We start from the raw sequence: 13,328 nt of genomic DNA, 5'->3' as shown, positions 1-13,328 counted from the left end.
AACAGATGGCTGTAGAGAGGTTAGAGCGCGCCCTCGTAAAGCGCGAGAAGCCGCGCCCATGCCTTCTCTGCCGGACCTTCGACGTAGGCGGGATTGTCGGGTACCGTCCAGCCGTGGTCGCCCGCATAGACCTCGATCTCTGCCGAGACACCCGCAGCGTCGGCCGCTTGGCGCAATTCGGACTTCTCATCAGGCGCGCGAGCGTCGTCGTTTTGCGCAATAGCGATCAGGTAGCTGGTGCCAGGTTCGAGTATTCGGTGCGGACTGTCTTCGTCGTCGCGCACCAGGCCGCCGCCGTGAAAGCTCGCCGCCGCCTTGACCCTGTCGGGCCGCGCATGCGCAGTATACGCGGTGAAGGGTCCGCCCATGCAATAGCCCTGCGTACCGATACCGCGTGCCTTGTCGACCGCTTCCTGACCATCGAGCCAACCCACTAGGGCATCGGCATCGCGCATTATGGCGCGCGACGACAGCTTGTCCCGCCACGGCTTGACCATCTCGAAGCCGCCGCTCTGCCGGAACGCCACCGAACTTTCGAACTGGTCGCTAGGCACGTCGCGGTAATAGGGATTGGCGACGAGGACCGCGTAACCCTTACCTGCAAGTCGCTGCGCTATGCTGCGCTTCGATTCTCGCAGCGATGCGATGTCAGGCCAAAGGATAACCCCCGGATGCTTGCCGCTGGCCGGGTGGACAAAGAACGCATCCATCTCGCCATCCTCGGTATCGATCAGCACACGGCTTTCTGTCAGGGATTGCCCGGCAACCGTTGTACCGTTGGCCGATATGTCTCCCGAACAGGCGGTGATCGCCGCGACACCCGACAGCGCGCCAAACTCGCGCCTGCTCAAGCTGCCTGCAGCGATCTTCCTGTCCCATTCGGCAAAATCGCGTTCATCGCACATCGTCTCGCTCCCGGTATCTCGGCTAGAGCGCTGAGGCTATGCCGCAAGTGTTCGAACGACAAGAGCGTGTTGCGCGGGATGGCGCTAGCTACGCAGGCTGTCCCACGGGCCGGTGATTGCGAAAGTGAATCCAGGCTCCTGCACATTGACGAACATTGTCCGGCCATCAGGCGAAAAGCACGCGCCGCAAAACTCGGCCCGTCCACCATGCGCATTGCGTGCCAGGTCGTAGATCTGCCCCTTGGGCGTCAGCGCGCGCAGATAGTTATCGCCGCGGCCGTCCTCGCACAGGATCAGGTCCCCCCACGGCGCGACCGCCAGATTGTCACACATATCGAGCGTGTCGGCGCCCGGGCTCTCATAGATCAGCGTGAGCTTGCCTGGCTGTTCGGCGGACGTGCCCTCGCCCGCGCCAGGCTCGTAGCGCCAGACCTGACCCGACCGGTCGCGACCGCCTTGCGTGCAGTTGAAGAAGTGCGCCTTGTCGCTTTCGCTTCGCGCGCCATAGGCCATACCTTCGCCGCGGCAGAACATGGCGGCGCCAGCGGCAAACCCCCGTGCGGCAAGATCGGCTTCGGGAGCCTCGACATCCTCGAGATCGATCCACCGGATCGCGAAACTTTCCCCGAGCGCAATCGATCGCGCGCTCGCAGTGCTCCAGTCTCTCGCCCAGTTGCGGGTATCAGCGCTATCCCAGCCAATAATTCCCAGGGCCTGCAACCGGCCGCCCTTGGCAAGCTGGCCCGGAGAGTACGGGATAAATCGGTAGAAGAGACCCGTGAGACTGTCTTCGGTCAGATAGACGATGCCGCTTCCCGGATCGACAGAGGCCGCCTCGTGGGCGAAGCGCCCCATCGCTTTCAGTGGCACCGGATCGACCAGCCCGACCGCCGTTGCGGGAACCTCGAAAACGAAGCCGTGGGCTTGCTGCGCACCATCTTCGCCTGGCTTGAGCATCTGCTCTTCGCAGGTCAGCCAACTGCCCCACGGCGTCGCCCCGCCGGCACAGTTTCCGACCGTGCCGAGCAAGGACAGATTGTCGCGAACGATTTCACCACTGGCAGTGTCGATCACAAGGTTGGTGGTCCCGCCGTAGAACGGATCGTCGGGACGGCGCGCGTCGTAGATCTTTGCTGGCGAGACCCGTGACAGCATTTCACCATTCGCGCCGAAGGGCTTGCCATCGTTCACGTCGGCAAAGATCTCGTGATTGCGGACGAGGATGACTTGCCCCCCTTCCGTTGGATGAGGGAAACAGGCCATGCCATCGGGTCTGCCGGGAGTCAGGAAGCCATCGCTCATCGGCTGACCGGTCTGGCTCAGGAGGCGGTACGAAAATCCTTCCGGAAGGTCGAGCAGTCCTCGTGGATCCGGCATCAGCTGCAAACCGGCATTGGCGCTATGGCCGCTGGCAGACATGCCTGTAGACAGCGCGCCAAAGGCGACGAGTGTCGCTGCACTGCCCCAGATCACTTCCCGGCGGTTTATCTGCACCAAGCTGCCTCCTTTTGCAGACATTATGGCGCGCCAATGTGAACATTCCGATACCGGCCCCAGCAAGGATCCGGGGGTTGGGGCAGCCAGCTGATTTCGCTGAATTATCGCCGGGTCAGCGCTTCTTCGCTTTCCGCCATCAGCGTCTGGATAATATCGGCGACCGGCTCTTCCGACTTGACCATTCCAACCGACTGTCCTGCCATCAGCGAGCCGCCCTCGACATCGCCATCGATGACCGCGCGGCGCAGCGCTCCCGCCCAATAGTGCTCGATCCGCAGCTGTGCCTCGTCCATCGCCACTTCATCGCGGTCAAGCATGCCGGCGACCTCGATCTGCTTGGCGGTGAATTCCTCGGTACCCTTGTTCTTGAGTGCACGTACCGGAATTACCGGCAGGCGCGGATCGACCTGGACGCTGGCGATCGCGTCGCGAGCCGAGGCGCGGAAGAAAGCCTTCTTGAAGTCGGGATGCGCGATGCTCTCGCTTGCGCAGGCAAAGCGCGTGCCGAGCTGGACGCCTGCCGCCCCCATCTCGAGGTAACCGGCGATCGCTTGGCCCTTGCCAATACCCCCAGCGACGAAGATCAGGTGCTCCTCAGCCAGTTCGGGCAGCATTTCCTGCGCCAGGACGCTGGTTGAAACCGGGCCGATGTGGCCGCCTGCTTCCATTCCTTCGATCACGAGGGCGTCTGCGCCCGAACGCAGCAACTTCTTCGCAAGAGCGAGCGTCGGCGCAAAGCAGATCACCTTCGCGTTCGTGCCGCTTTCGCCCTTGATCGCCTCGACGCTACCCTTGGGCGGTATTCCGCCCGCTAATACGACGTGGCCGACGGCATGCTTGCGGCAAACCTCGATCAGCTCGAACAGCTGCGGGTGCATGGTGATCAGGTTCACACCGAATGGCTTGGAAGTCAGCTTCTTCGTTTCGGCGATTTCCGTGTCGAGCAATTCGGGCGTCATCGCCCCGCATGCGATCACACCGAAACCACCCGCATTCGAAATGGCGGAAACGAGGTTGCGCTCCGACACCCAGCTCATCGCGCCGCACAAAATGGCGTAGTCGCAGCCGAGAAAGTCCGTACCGCGCTGCATCAGGCGCGAAGTCTTGCTGTAGGTAGTCATGCGTGCGGCGCTTAGGCGCGTCTGCGCGGGTGGGCAAGACGTGTCAGGCGCTACGCCGGTAACGCAGGCACGAAGGTAGTTTGTCGGCCAACTCTACTCGGCGTCCGCCGGCGCTCGAAGCCACTTTGAGCGCAAGCTCGGCGCGCGACAAGACGCTGTCGACCTCCTCCGTCATCGCCGCGATGCCCGCACTGGCTGAAAGCGCAAGATCGTCGCGCCCGCGCCCGGTGGAAAGCTCGGCGAAGGTGCGGACGGTCTCCTGGGCCGCAGCCATCGCCGATGGAGGCTCCGCGCCCGGCAGTATTGCCGCGAAACGCTCGCCCTCAAGCCGCGTCAGGCTGGGCATCTCGCCCAGCATTGAGCGCAGGAACTGGGCAAATGCCCATAGGACCTCGTCGGCCCGCGCCTGGCCATAACGCATCTTCACTGCCCGAAACCGGTCGATAGAGAAGACGACGACCGATCCTGACTCCCCGAATGCAAGAGCGCGGGACAACATCGCGACGAAGGCCGATCGATTGCTCAACCCGGTGAGCGGGTCGATGGTGGAGACGGCGCGCATGTCGCGCTCGATACCAGCGCCCGCGCCGATCGAGCGCATCACCCCTAGGGCACCGCCGCGATCGCCGTTCTCTTCAGGTGCTGCACGGAGGCTGAGGGAATACCACCTGTCTGCCATCCCCGATCGTTCCGACCCGATCGCCGGGAACTCGATCCGGTCACGAGGTGCCATCCCCGCGAGAGCATCGCCGAAATAGGTTCTCAGCGCATCGCCATGCGACTGCAGCGCCAGATCAGACAGATGTGGTGGAACGAGCAGTTCGGACAGGCGCAGGCCCAGTTGGTCGATCGCGGGCGAGGCATAGGAAATGAAGCCTCTTTCATCCAGTTTCAGAATGATGTCGTCGGCACTCTCTGCCAACAACCCGCAAAGCACAGAACCGTCAACGACGGTAATACCCCTCAACATGCCGCTTGCCCCCGGCTCTGACGACCAACCCCCTGTTCATCCGTCTCTTGGTCAAGCTGTTACAGTTAACTAACCCGAATCGCCTTGTTGTTCAGATTATGTGGCGTTGTACTAGTTAGACAGCTATTTCTCGTTAGCTACGTAACATTACTTAACTAAAAAACGAATCAACTACAGTTATTGTTTACCATATTATTGTTTTCGTGCGTCCGATTTTACAAATTGTTTCGGAGGGTGCATTATAGCTCGATCATTATGCGAACCTTGTCGGGAGTAGTCCCATAACTCTCGGCGATGCGTTCGCGGCTCGTATCGAGGAGTTCGCTTATGCCTGGCGGCTCACGGAAACTAACCAGTTCGGCTTCGTCAATGCCCAGGACTTGCGCGAGCGCGGGAAGGCGTTCGGCCACCGGACGCGCCTTGCCCTTTTCCCATGCCCAGACGGTCGGCTTGCTGACCCCCAGAACCTCGGCCACTTCTGCCAGAGTGAGGCCGCGTCTCTTGCGCATCTGCTCGATCCGCTTGCCGAACACCTCGCCTGTCAATCGGCGACCGACAGCGCTCTGCCCGACCCCGGGAGGTAGCGGTGCGGACGCACGGAGTTGCGCCGCACTAAGCGCAGCCGGATTGAGTTCGCCTTCGAAACGACACCCGAACAGGATTCCGCTGCCCCACACGACCTTCGCTTCGACCTCGCCGGCTTCGGGAAGATCTACCAGGATGCTGGAACCCTCGGCTAGCGGGAGGCTCGTTTCGAGCAGCATCCCTGATTGCGAGATGTTGTGCACCGTCACATTGGCATCCTTGCCCGACGGCAGCGAGCCGCTTGTTGCAAGCAACAGGCTCCGCCGATCACTGCCGCGATTGTCGTCCGTCGTCGAAAATGTCGTGTCGAGATGCGCTTTCAGCGCCATGGGTCCTGCTCCTTCGCCTGCGCGAATGGTTCGGCTGCGGGAGTTAAGGAATGGTTAGCTTGGTATCTTACGTGCGGCGCAAGGATGGCTTGCGCGGGACGAACTGCGGGAGCCGTCGCGAAAGCAGGTTCGACGTCGCGCCCGAATGTCAGATCAAAGGAGAACGTATCGATGGGCCATGAGCCCAACCGCGAGGCGAGAGTGAAGTGGGCGCTGGGGCTGGCCGTCCTGGCAGTGGCCGCGATAGCTCTCTGGCGACTGGGCCCGGCCCTTCTGCCTCCACAACATCTCGAGGTCGGCATCGAGGTGGGTGAGAGAGCGCCGGTCGAGATGTTCGTGCGCGATACCAGCGGTGCCAGACTGCGGATCTCCGAAGCAAGCGGCGAGAACGGGCTGGTCCTCGTGCTCCAGCGCTCCGCCGAATGGTGTCCCTTCTGCAAGGCCGAGATCAAGGAACACAAAGCGGTGGTCAAGCCGCTCGAACGGCGCGGCTACAAGCTTGCCAGCCTCACCTACGACGCACCCGAGATCCTCGCCGAATTCGCCAAGGAGAATGCAATTCCGTTCGAGCTCCTGAGCGACCGCACGATCGGCTTTGTCGACGCCGCGGGGCTGCGCGATCCCGAGTATCCGGAGGGCCATTACGCCCACGGCGTACCGCGGCCAGCGGTGCTGGTGCTTTCGCCCGAAGGAACGGTCAGGGCGAAGTTCGTCACCGCCGACTATCGCCAGCGGCTCGATTCCGACAATATCCTCGAACTTGTCGACGAGGCCGCGCGCTAGCTCAGGCGGCATCTTCCTTGGCATCGAGCCCATAGGCGGTGTGCAGCACGCGCACCGCAAGTTCGGTCTCGTCCTCGTCGATCATCACGCTGACCTTGATCTCGGAGGTCGAGATGGCCTGGATGTTGATCCCGCGCTCGCTAAGCGCGCGGAACATAGTGCTGGCGACGCCGGCGTGGCTCTTCATGCCGACACCGACGACGCTGATCTTGGCAATCTGGCTGTCGGTGATGATGCGGTTGAAGCCGATCACGTCGCGCTTGTCTTCAAGCAGCGCTTGCGCCCGCGCGAGGTCGGCTTGCGGCACGGTAAAGGTTACGTCAGTCTCGCCCTTGTCGCGGCCGACGTTCTGGATGATCATGTCGACGTTGATGCTGGCCTTGGCCAGCGGCTCGAAGATATTGGCCACCGCGCCGGGCCGGTCGGGCACGCGGGTGAGGATCACCTTGGCCTCGTTCTTGTCATGCGCGATGCCGGTTACGAGTTGGCGTTCCATGTCGCCGTTCTCCACTAATTGATCCATTTCCTCGTCCGACACGATCAGAGTGCCGGGCAAATCGTCGGCCGGGATGGCGTCGTCACCGATGAAGCTCGAGAGCACCTGCACGCGCACGCCCTCTTTCATCGCGAGGCCGACCGAGCGGGTCTGCAGCACCTTGGCCCCGACCGAGGCGAGCTCGAGCATTTCCTCGTAGGTCACCGCCTTCAGCTTGTGCGCCTTGGCGACGATCCGCGGGTCGGTGGTGTAGACCCCATCTACATCGGTGTAGATGTCGCAGCGATCGGCCCTTACCGCCGCCGCCACTGCAACCGCCGATGTATCCGAGCCGCCGCGCCCCAGGGTAGTCACGCGGCCGTCTTCGCCGATTCCCTGGAAGCCAGGAATGACGGCGATCTCGCCCGCCTGCATCGAGGCGATCACCGCCTCAGCTTCGATGTCCTCGATCCGCGCCTTGGCATGCGCCTCGACCGTCTTGATCGGCAACTGCCAGCCGAGCCAGCTGCGCGCCTTGCAACCGAGCGATTGCAGGGTGAGCGCGAGTAGCCCGCTCGTCACTTGCTCGCCGCTGGCGACGACCACGTCATATTCAGCCGGATCGTACATTGCATTGGCTTCGCGGCAGAAATTGACCAGCCGGTCGGTCTCGCCCGCCATGGCGCTCACCACCACGGCAACTTCATGACCTGCGGCCTGCTGCTTGCGCACGATATTGGCGACGCGGCGAATCCGCTCGGTCCCCGCCATCGAGGTGCCGCCGAATTTAATCACGATCCGCGCCAACTATCGCCTCCCATCATACTGGTGCGAGCAATCGAGGCCTGTTAGGGGCGCGGCATGAGCGATGCAATATCTGGCGGTGAAACCAAATCTTCGGGCGGCACAACTATCCGGCCCGAAGAGGCAGCGCATTTCTCGGCTTTGGCGCGCGACTGGTGGGACGCCAAGGGGCCGATGGCTTCGCTCCACCAGGTCAATCCGGTCCGCCTTCAGTTCATCCGTGAAGCGATCGACCTGCACTGGGGCGGCGACGTTTGCGCTGCCCGTCCGCTCGTTGGCAAGAGCGCGCTCGACGTCGGTTGCGGAGCCGGGTTGGTGTGCGAACCGCTCCGCCGTCTGGGCGCTGAGGTGACCGGCGTCGATGCCTCGGCCGAGAACATCGGCGTAGCCAGCGCCCATGCCGAAGCGGCGGGCCTCGATATCCGCTACATGACCGGCGAGATCGGTGCGCTCGATCTCGGCACCTTCGATCTCGTCACTTCGCTTGAAGTGATCGAGCATGTCGCTGACAAGCCGCGTTTCCTGCGCGATCTCGCGACAAGCCTCGCCCCCGGCGGTTTGCTGGTCCTTTCGACTCCCAATCGCACGCCGGCGAGCAAGCTTCTGCTGGTCGAGGCGGCCGAACGGATAGGCTATGTCCCGCGCGGCACGCATGACTGGAACGACTTCGTCACGCCCGGGGAATTGGGCGAGCTGCTCGCCGAAGCTGGCCTCGCAATGGGTGAACCACGCGGCATCACCTGGCGTCCGGGCAAGGGGCTCCACCTGTCTGACGACCTCAGCCTCAATTACATCGTCAGCGCGCTTGTGAATTGACCTGAACCGCGAGGTTCGGCGCATCGGTGAAAATCCCGGTGACCCCGGCGCTGACAAGCATTCGCTTCAGCAGATCGATCTTGCCGCGGCCCTGGTCTCCGCCTTCACCTTGGAGCGAGGGGGGAAGGAACGCGTTCTCCGGCCGCAGCGTCCAGGCGTGTACCTCCAGACCAGCGGCCCCGGCATCGGCAATCAGCGTGGTCGGGGAGCCGTCCGGGCCGAGGATCAGGCCGATATGGGCACCAATGGCATCGGCGTATTCGGCAATTTCGGCCAGCCCGCTTGGCGTGACCATTTCGGCATAGCGCATGTCCGGTTCGTCCGCCGGGCCATCCTCCGGCTTTACCAGTTGCACCAGCTTGAAGTCGCTACGCTGGTTGAGCCGCTGGAGCGTGCCGACCTCGAAGCTCTGGACGAAGACTGGATCTGCTTCTGTGACGCCCAGCGTGCGGAACTCCTTGAGCAGCAGGTCGACCATGTCGATCCCGGCTTCCTGCAACAGGAAACTGGGGTGTTTGAGTTCGGGATAGATGCCGATTCGGCGCCCGGTCTCTGCCTCTTTCGCGCGGACCAGCTTCACCACCTCCTCCAGTGTCGGCACCTGGTAAAGCCCGTTGAAGCGGGCATTGGCAGGGCGAATGGCAGGGATCCGCTCCTTGGCGCGCAAGATGCGCAGCTCCTCGAGCGTGAAATCCTCGGCAAACCAGCCCGCGATCTTCTGGCCATCGATGGTCTTGTCGCGGCGGCGATCCTCGAACTCCTCGCGGCTCGACACGTCGGTGGTGTCGGCAAGATTGTTCTCGTGCCGCACCACCAGCACGAGGTCCTTGGTCACAACGAGGTCCGGCTCGATGTAATCCGCGCCCTGGTCGATCGCGCGTTCGTAAGCGGCCAGCGTATGCTCGGGTCGCTCCGCACTTGCCCCCCGATGCGCGATGATAATCGGGCCTTCGGCGGCCTGCGCAATCCCGCCCATGGCAAACAACGCAGCAAGCATTGCAGGAAACCCAAGCTTAACCGCGAAATCCGAAAATCTGCGGGCCATGTTCAAGAAGCTGATCATTGTGGTCGTTCTCGCATTCGGTGGGCTGTGGGCCGCAGGCTATGACCCGATCGAGGTGAAGGACGAAGTCCTCGAAGTTGCCGACGGCAATGCCGGCGAACTGACAGGGCGCGAGGCGATGCGCGGAGACTGAGCCGCGCGCTTCACAACACTGCTTCCCATTCGCTGTCCTTGAATCCCACCAGCACACCGCCGTCATGTTCGACCACGGGCCGCTTGATCATGCTCGGATTGGCTTCGAGCAGGCGCACCGCCTTGGCCTCGTCGATATCGGCCCTGTCCTCGTCGGACAGCTTGCGAAAGGTCGTCCCGCGCCGGTTGAGCACCGTATCGACGCCGTGCAGCGCGATCCATGCCTTGAGCTTGGCCGGGCTCACGCCCTCTTTCTTGAAATCGTGAAATGCGTAATCGACGCCCTTCGCGTCGAGCCACTTCCGCGCCTTCTTGACCGTGTCACAATTGGGAATGCCGTAAAGTCGGATCATTGCAGCTCCTTGGGGCGAAATCCTACAGGATGGAACACATGGAACACGGTCCTGGGTCGGGAATCTTCAGGGCGAAAACCCGGCGCGAAAGCACGAAATTGCAAGGACCTGGCTGAACGCTGCATGTGCGAATTCTAGCGCGCGGTCGGAGAGTAGGACAGATGCGCATCGGCGATTGCGACCGCGAGCGCATCGGCCGCGTCCGCCCCGGCAATCTGCGCGCCGGGCAGCAGGACCTTGAGCATGGCCTGCACCTGTGCCTTGTCCGCCCCGCCGGTGCCGACCACCGATTTCTTGACCAGTCGCGCGGCATGCTCGTTGACCGCGAGGTTCGCCGCCCCGCAGGCAGCCAGCACCGCCCCCCGCGCCTGCGCCAGCTTGAGCGTCGATTGCGGGTTCTTATTGGCGAAGACTTCTTCCGCCGCCGCGCGGTCGGGCGCATACGTTGCGATCACCGCGGCGATGGCGCTGTAGAGATGGTCGAGCCGTGCGCTCATGGGCGCACTGGCGTCGGTCTTGACCTCGCCATTGGCAACATGCGCGATGCGTGACCCTTCGGAACGGATCAGGCCCCATCCGGTGCAGGAAAGCGAGGGATCGAGGCCGAGAATGATCATCTAACCGTCGCGTTCCGTGCGGTTGGGGCGAAGCCGGAATCCGCAAGCGCGCGCCTGCCCCGACTTCGCTCGACACGAACGGCGCAATCGTTAGCCCTCCAGCTTGGCCATGATCTCGTCGGAGATCTCGTAATTGCCCCACACAGTCTGGACGTCGTCATCGTCGTCGAGCGCGTCGACCAGCTTGAGCAGAGTCGAAGCCGCACCCTCGTCCATGTCGACGGTCAAGTTGGGTTTCCATGCCAGCTTGACGTTCTCCGCCTCGCCCAACGACCCCTCGAGCGCGCTTGCGACCGCATGCAGATCGTCGGCGGCAGTCCATATGGTGTGACCTTCGTCAGAGCTCTCTACGTCATCCGCGCCGGCTTCGATCGCGGCCTCGAGGACCTTCTCCTCGTCACCCGCGCTGGCCGGATATTCGATCAGGCCGAGCCGTTCGAAGCCGTGGCTGACCGATCCCTCGCTGCCGAGGTTGCCGCCGTTCTTGCTGAAAGCGGTTCGCACATTGGTGGCGGTGCGATTGCGGTTGTCGGTCAATGCTTCAACGATCAGGGCAACGCCGCCCGGGCCGTAGCCTTCGTAACGCACTTCCTCGTAATTCTCGTCGTCGCCGCCGGAAGCCTTGTCGATCGCGCGCTGGATATTGTCCTTGGGCATCGACTGCGCCTTGGCCGCATTGACCGCCAGGCGCAGGCGCGGGTTCATGTCGGGATCGGGCATGCCCATCTTGGCCGCCACGGTGATTTCGCGGCTGAGCTTGGAAAACAGGTTCGAACGCTTCTTATCCTGTGCACCCTTGCGGTGCATGATGTTCTTGAATTTGGAATGGCCTGCCATGGCTGCAATCTGTCCGTCTGGATGAAGGGTGAATCTGGAATGTGCCCCTAGCCGAGCGACGGGCGGCGGGCAACGGAGGAACCGCGACCGCGGGTCAGGTCGGCATGTGGCGCTTGAGGAAATCGATCACTGCCGCGTTGAAGGCATCGTTCTTGTCGCCTGCGACCATGTGCCCTGCTTCGCTGACATCGGCAGCTTCGGCATGGGGGACCTTGCGCCGGAAGGCGGCGATGCTTTTGTCCGAGACGATATCGCTCAGTTTGCCGCGCACGACCAGCACCGGAAGCTCCGGGCGCTGGCCCAGCTTCTCGGTCGAACGTTCGAGCGGATCGCGAAACTCGCTGGGGTCCTCGACCCCGAACATCACCGGATCCCAGTGCCAGTAGAGCCGACCATCGGCCCGCCGCCGCAGGTTCTTCATCAGACCGCTCGGATCCTTCGGACGCGGGCGTTCGGGATAATTGGCCGCGACCGCATCCGCCGCTTCGTCGAGCGAGGCGAATCCCGCGTGGTGCGCATCCATGAAGCCGACGATCCGGGCGACCCCCTCGGGCTCCATGTCGGGCACGATGTCGACCAGTATCAGCGCCGCCGGTGCAAGGCCCTCGCCAACGGCATGGATCGCGTTCAAGCCGCCCATCGATGCCCCGACCAGGGCGAACGGCCCGGACACGCCGTCGACCACGGCATGAATATCCTTGATCCGGTCGTGGATCGAATAGGCCCTGTCCGCCGACCATTCGCTTTCGCCATGGCCGCGGGCATCAAGATTGACCACGCGGTAGCCGGCAGAGACCAGCGCGCGCATTGCACCGGCCCAGCTATGCCGGGTCTGCCCACCGCCGTGAAGGAGCAGGACGAGCGGGGCATCGTGAGGTCCATCGACGTCGCCGACGAGCGTAAGCCCGTCTGCGGTCGCGAACTCGCGGCGTGCCCCCTTCACCAATCGGTCAGACCTTCACGGCCGTACCGCTGGCGGAAACCATCAGCATCGAACCGGTGTCGCCGATGACCTCATAGTCGAGGTCGATCCCAACCACGGCATTGGCGCCGCGGCTCGCTGCTTCGGCCTGCAGTTCCTGGATCGCCTGCTCGCGCGCTTCGGCGAGGATCCGCTCGTAGCTGCCGGAACGGCCGCCCACGATATCGCGGATATTGGCGAAGAGGTCGCGAAACAGGTTGGCGCCGACGATCACCTCGCCCGTAACGATCCCGAGATAGTCCTGGATCGGACTACCTTCGATCGTGGGGGTGGTGGTGACGATCACGCCGCGCGAATCTTTCCAGGGACCTGCCATATTTACCTCCGTGACTGCTGTATTACCTAGATAATACGCGAATCGATCGAATCAAGCGAGGCCGAGTGCCGCCTTGTAGGTTTCGAGCACCATTTCCATCTCTGCTCGATCGTCGGGCTTCATCTTCCTGAGGCGCACGATCTGGCGCATGATTTTGGTGTCGTAACCGACCGCCTTGGCCTCGGCATAGACGTCGCGGATATCGTCGGCGATGCCCTTTTTCTCTTCCTCGAGGCGTTCGATGCGCTCGATCAAGAGGCGCAGGCGGTCGTCGGTGGCTTCGGCCATCTTTAGTCAGCTCCATGGATTTGAGGTTGGCCGAGAGAATCGGCTTGCGCCCTTCGATAGCCAGCGCATGGGCGGGCGTGAACCCGCGAAGGGATCAATCCACCTTATTTTTGGCGAGGCTCGCTTCCATCGCCGCCAGCTGTTCATCGGTGGCGGGTTTCTGACGGGTCGCCTTCCACTCATCCATCGGCATGCCGTGGATCAATTCGCGTGCCTCGGCCTTGTCGCCCTCGTAGCCGGCATCGCGAATCCATTCGGCGAGGCAGTTGCGGCAGAACCCCGCGAGACCCATCAGTTCGATGTTCTGGGCATCGTGGCGATGGCGCAGATGACGTACCAGCCGGCGGAACGCGGCCGCGGCTACCTCATCGTCGAGCCGATCGAGCGAATCTGGCGCATTCGTATCCATTGAAACCTTTCCTTGAGTTGCCATTGTTCTGTGTCATAGCAGGCGT

At 62.8% G+C, this 13,328-nt stretch carries 17 protein-coding genes; 3 read left to right on the top strand and 14 right to left on the bottom strand.

The annotated features are described in order from the left end of the window. Positions 1–20: 20 nt before the first annotated feature. The 5 genes from P7228_RS07790 to P7228_RS07770 form a co-directional block, all read right to left on the bottom strand. On the bottom strand, positions 21–905 hold the full coding sequence (locus P7228_RS07790) for a dienelactone hydrolase family protein (RefSeq protein WP_278017643.1): 885 nt from the start codon (positions 903–905) through the stop codon (positions 21–23). 84 nt (positions 906–989) lie between these two features. Beyond that, positions 990–2,399, bottom strand: a complete 1,410-nt coding sequence (locus tag P7228_RS07785; protein ID WP_278017730.1) for an alkaline phosphatase PhoX — start codon at positions 2,397–2,399, stop codon at positions 990–992. A 104-nt stretch (positions 2,400–2,503) separates the two neighbouring features. Next, positions 2,504–3,523, bottom strand: a complete 1,020-nt coding sequence (locus P7228_RS07780) for an NAD(P)H-dependent flavin oxidoreductase (RefSeq protein ID WP_278017642.1) — start codon at positions 3,521–3,523, stop codon at positions 2,504–2,506. A gap of 43 nt (positions 3,524–3,566) precedes the next feature. After that, positions 3,567–4,493 (bottom strand): GGDEF domain-containing protein, encoded by a 927-nt coding sequence (locus P7228_RS07775; RefSeq protein ID WP_278017641.1) that lies wholly within the window; start codon positions 4,491–4,493, stop codon positions 3,567–3,569. A gap of 239 nt (positions 4,494–4,732) precedes the next feature. Next, complete coding sequence (locus P7228_RS07770) at positions 4,733–5,407, bottom strand: helix-turn-helix domain-containing protein (RefSeq protein WP_278017640.1); 675 nt, start codon at positions 5,405–5,407, stop codon at positions 4,733–4,735. A gap of 171 nt (positions 5,408–5,578) precedes the next feature. Here P7228_RS07770 and P7228_RS07765 point away from each other — a divergent pair, with 171 nt between their 5' ends. Further along, positions 5,579–6,190, top strand: a complete 612-nt coding sequence (locus P7228_RS07765) for a redoxin domain-containing protein (protein WP_278017639.1) — start codon at positions 5,579–5,581, stop codon at positions 6,188–6,190. A 1-nt stretch (position 6,191) separates the two neighbouring features. Here the strand turns inward: P7228_RS07765 and P7228_RS07760 are convergent, their stop codons facing one another. Then, a complete protein-coding gene (locus P7228_RS07760) occupies positions 6,192–7,472 on the bottom strand; it encodes an aspartate kinase (protein WP_278017638.1) in 1,281 nt (426 codons plus the stop codon). Positions 7,473–7,526: 54 nt separating this feature from the next. On the opposite strand from P7228_RS07760, the gene ubiG reads away from it, so the two are divergent. After that, positions 7,527–8,285 (top strand): bifunctional 2-polyprenyl-6-hydroxyphenol methylase/3-demethylubiquinol 3-O-methyltransferase UbiG, encoded by a 759-nt coding sequence (gene ubiG / locus P7228_RS07755; RefSeq protein WP_278017637.1) that lies wholly within the window; start codon positions 7,527–7,529, stop codon positions 8,283–8,285. On the opposite strand, the gene P7228_RS07750 is transcribed toward ubiG, so the two are convergent. Further along, entirely contained in the window at positions 8,266–9,282 is a 1,017-nt protein-coding gene (locus P7228_RS07750) for a glycerophosphodiester phosphodiesterase family protein (RefSeq protein WP_278017636.1), read from the bottom strand. The genes ubiG and P7228_RS07750 overlap by 20 nt on opposite strands. Before the next feature lie 46 nt (positions 9,283–9,328). On the opposite strand from P7228_RS07750, the gene P7228_RS07745 reads away from it, so the two are divergent. Beyond that, a complete protein-coding gene (locus P7228_RS07745) occupies positions 9,329–9,481 on the top strand; it encodes a hypothetical protein (protein WP_278017635.1) in 153 nt (50 codons plus the stop codon). A 10-nt stretch (positions 9,482–9,491) separates the two neighbouring features. Here P7228_RS07745 and P7228_RS07740 read toward each other — a convergent pair whose 3' ends face one another. From P7228_RS07740 to P7228_RS07710, 7 genes are all read right to left on the bottom strand, one after another. Then, the gene (locus tag P7228_RS07740) at positions 9,492–9,833 is read right to left on the bottom strand and encodes an ArsC family reductase (protein ID WP_278017634.1); all 342 of its coding nucleotides are present in this window, start codon (positions 9,831–9,833) and stop codon (positions 9,492–9,494) included. Positions 9,834–9,967: 134 nt separating this feature from the next. Then, a complete protein-coding gene (gene ruvC / locus P7228_RS07735; RefSeq protein ID WP_278017633.1) occupies positions 9,968–10,450 on the bottom strand; it encodes a crossover junction endodeoxyribonuclease RuvC in 483 nt (160 codons plus the stop codon). A gap of 90 nt (positions 10,451–10,540) precedes the next feature. Then, positions 10,541–11,287 (bottom strand): YebC/PmpR family DNA-binding transcriptional regulator, encoded by a 747-nt coding sequence (locus P7228_RS07730; RefSeq protein ID WP_278017632.1) that lies wholly within the window; start codon positions 11,285–11,287, stop codon positions 10,541–10,543. A gap of 94 nt (positions 11,288–11,381) precedes the next feature. After that, complete coding sequence (locus P7228_RS07725; protein WP_278017631.1) at positions 11,382–12,230, bottom strand: alpha/beta fold hydrolase; 849 nt, start codon at positions 12,228–12,230, stop codon at positions 11,382–11,384. A gap of 7 nt (positions 12,231–12,237) precedes the next feature. Continuing rightward, entirely contained in the window at positions 12,238–12,585 is a 348-nt protein-coding gene (locus P7228_RS07720) for a heavy metal-binding domain-containing protein (protein ID WP_278017630.1), read from the bottom strand. Between the two features lie 51 nt (positions 12,586–12,636). Next, positions 12,637–12,873: a DUF2312 domain-containing protein gene (locus P7228_RS07715; protein ID WP_278017629.1), complete on the bottom strand. Its 237-nt coding sequence runs from the start codon at positions 12,871–12,873 to the stop codon at positions 12,637–12,639. Positions 12,874–12,967: 94 nt separating this feature from the next. Continuing rightward, on the bottom strand, positions 12,968–13,282 hold the full coding sequence (locus tag P7228_RS07710) for a DUF1244 domain-containing protein (RefSeq protein ID WP_278017628.1): 315 nt from the start codon (positions 13,280–13,282) through the stop codon (positions 12,968–12,970). Positions 13,283–13,328 lie beyond the last annotated feature (46 nt).

Origin of the sequence: Altererythrobacter sp. CAU 1644 (assembly GCF_029623755.1) — a bacterium.
GTDB lineage: Bacteria > Pseudomonadota > Alphaproteobacteria > Sphingomonadales > Sphingomonadaceae > Erythrobacter > Erythrobacter arenosus.
The sequence above is the reverse complement of the archived record's forward strand: the minus strand, read 5'-3'. Positions and strand labels throughout refer to the sequence as shown.

Excerpts from the sequence above, each read along its gene's own strand:
- P7228_RS07740 (WP_278017634.1), bottom strand. The coding sequence starts at position 9,833 with ATGATCCGACTTTACGGCATTCCCAATTGTGACACGGTCAAGAAGGCG.
- P7228_RS07765 (WP_278017639.1), top strand. The coding sequence starts at position 5,579 with ATGGGCCATGAGCCCAACCGCGAGGCGAGAGTGAAGTGGGCGCTGGGG.
- P7228_RS07790 (WP_278017643.1), bottom strand. The coding sequence starts at position 905 with ATGTGCGATGAACGCGATTTTGCCGAATGGGACAGGAAGATCGCTGCA.
- P7228_RS07715 (WP_278017629.1), bottom strand. The coding sequence starts at position 12,873 with ATGGCCGAAGCCACCGACGACCGCCTGCGCCTCTTGATCGAGCGCATC.
- ruvC (WP_278017633.1), bottom strand. The coding sequence starts at position 10,450 with ATGATCATTCTCGGCCTCGATCCCTCGCTTTCCTGCACCGGATGGGGC.
- P7228_RS07720 (WP_278017630.1), bottom strand. The coding sequence starts at position 12,585 with ATGGCAGGTCCCTGGAAAGATTCGCGCGGCGTGATCGTCACCACCACC.
- P7228_RS07775 (WP_278017641.1), bottom strand. The coding sequence starts at position 4,493 with ATGTTGAGGGGTATTACCGTCGTTGACGGTTCTGTGCTTTGCGGGTTG.
- P7228_RS07770 (WP_278017640.1), bottom strand. The coding sequence starts at position 5,407 with ATGGCGCTGAAAGCGCATCTCGACACGACATTTTCGACGACGGACGAC.
- P7228_RS07745 (WP_278017635.1), top strand. The coding sequence starts at position 9,329 with ATGTTCAAGAAGCTGATCATTGTGGTCGTTCTCGCATTCGGTGGGCTG.
- P7228_RS07710 (WP_278017628.1), bottom strand. The coding sequence starts at position 13,282 with ATGGATACGAATGCGCCAGATTCGCTCGATCGGCTCGACGATGAGGTA.
- P7228_RS07780 (WP_278017642.1), bottom strand. The coding sequence starts at position 3,523 with ATGACTACCTACAGCAAGACTTCGCGCCTGATGCAGCGCGGTACGGAC.
- P7228_RS07750 (WP_278017636.1), bottom strand. The coding sequence starts at position 9,282 with ATGCTTGCTGCGTTGTTTGCCATGGGCGGGATTGCGCAGGCCGCCGAA.
- ubiG (WP_278017637.1), top strand. The coding sequence starts at position 7,527 with ATGAGCGATGCAATATCTGGCGGTGAAACCAAATCTTCGGGCGGCACA.
- P7228_RS07730 (WP_278017632.1), bottom strand. The coding sequence starts at position 11,287 with ATGGCAGGCCATTCCAAATTCAAGAACATCATGCACCGCAAGGGTGCA.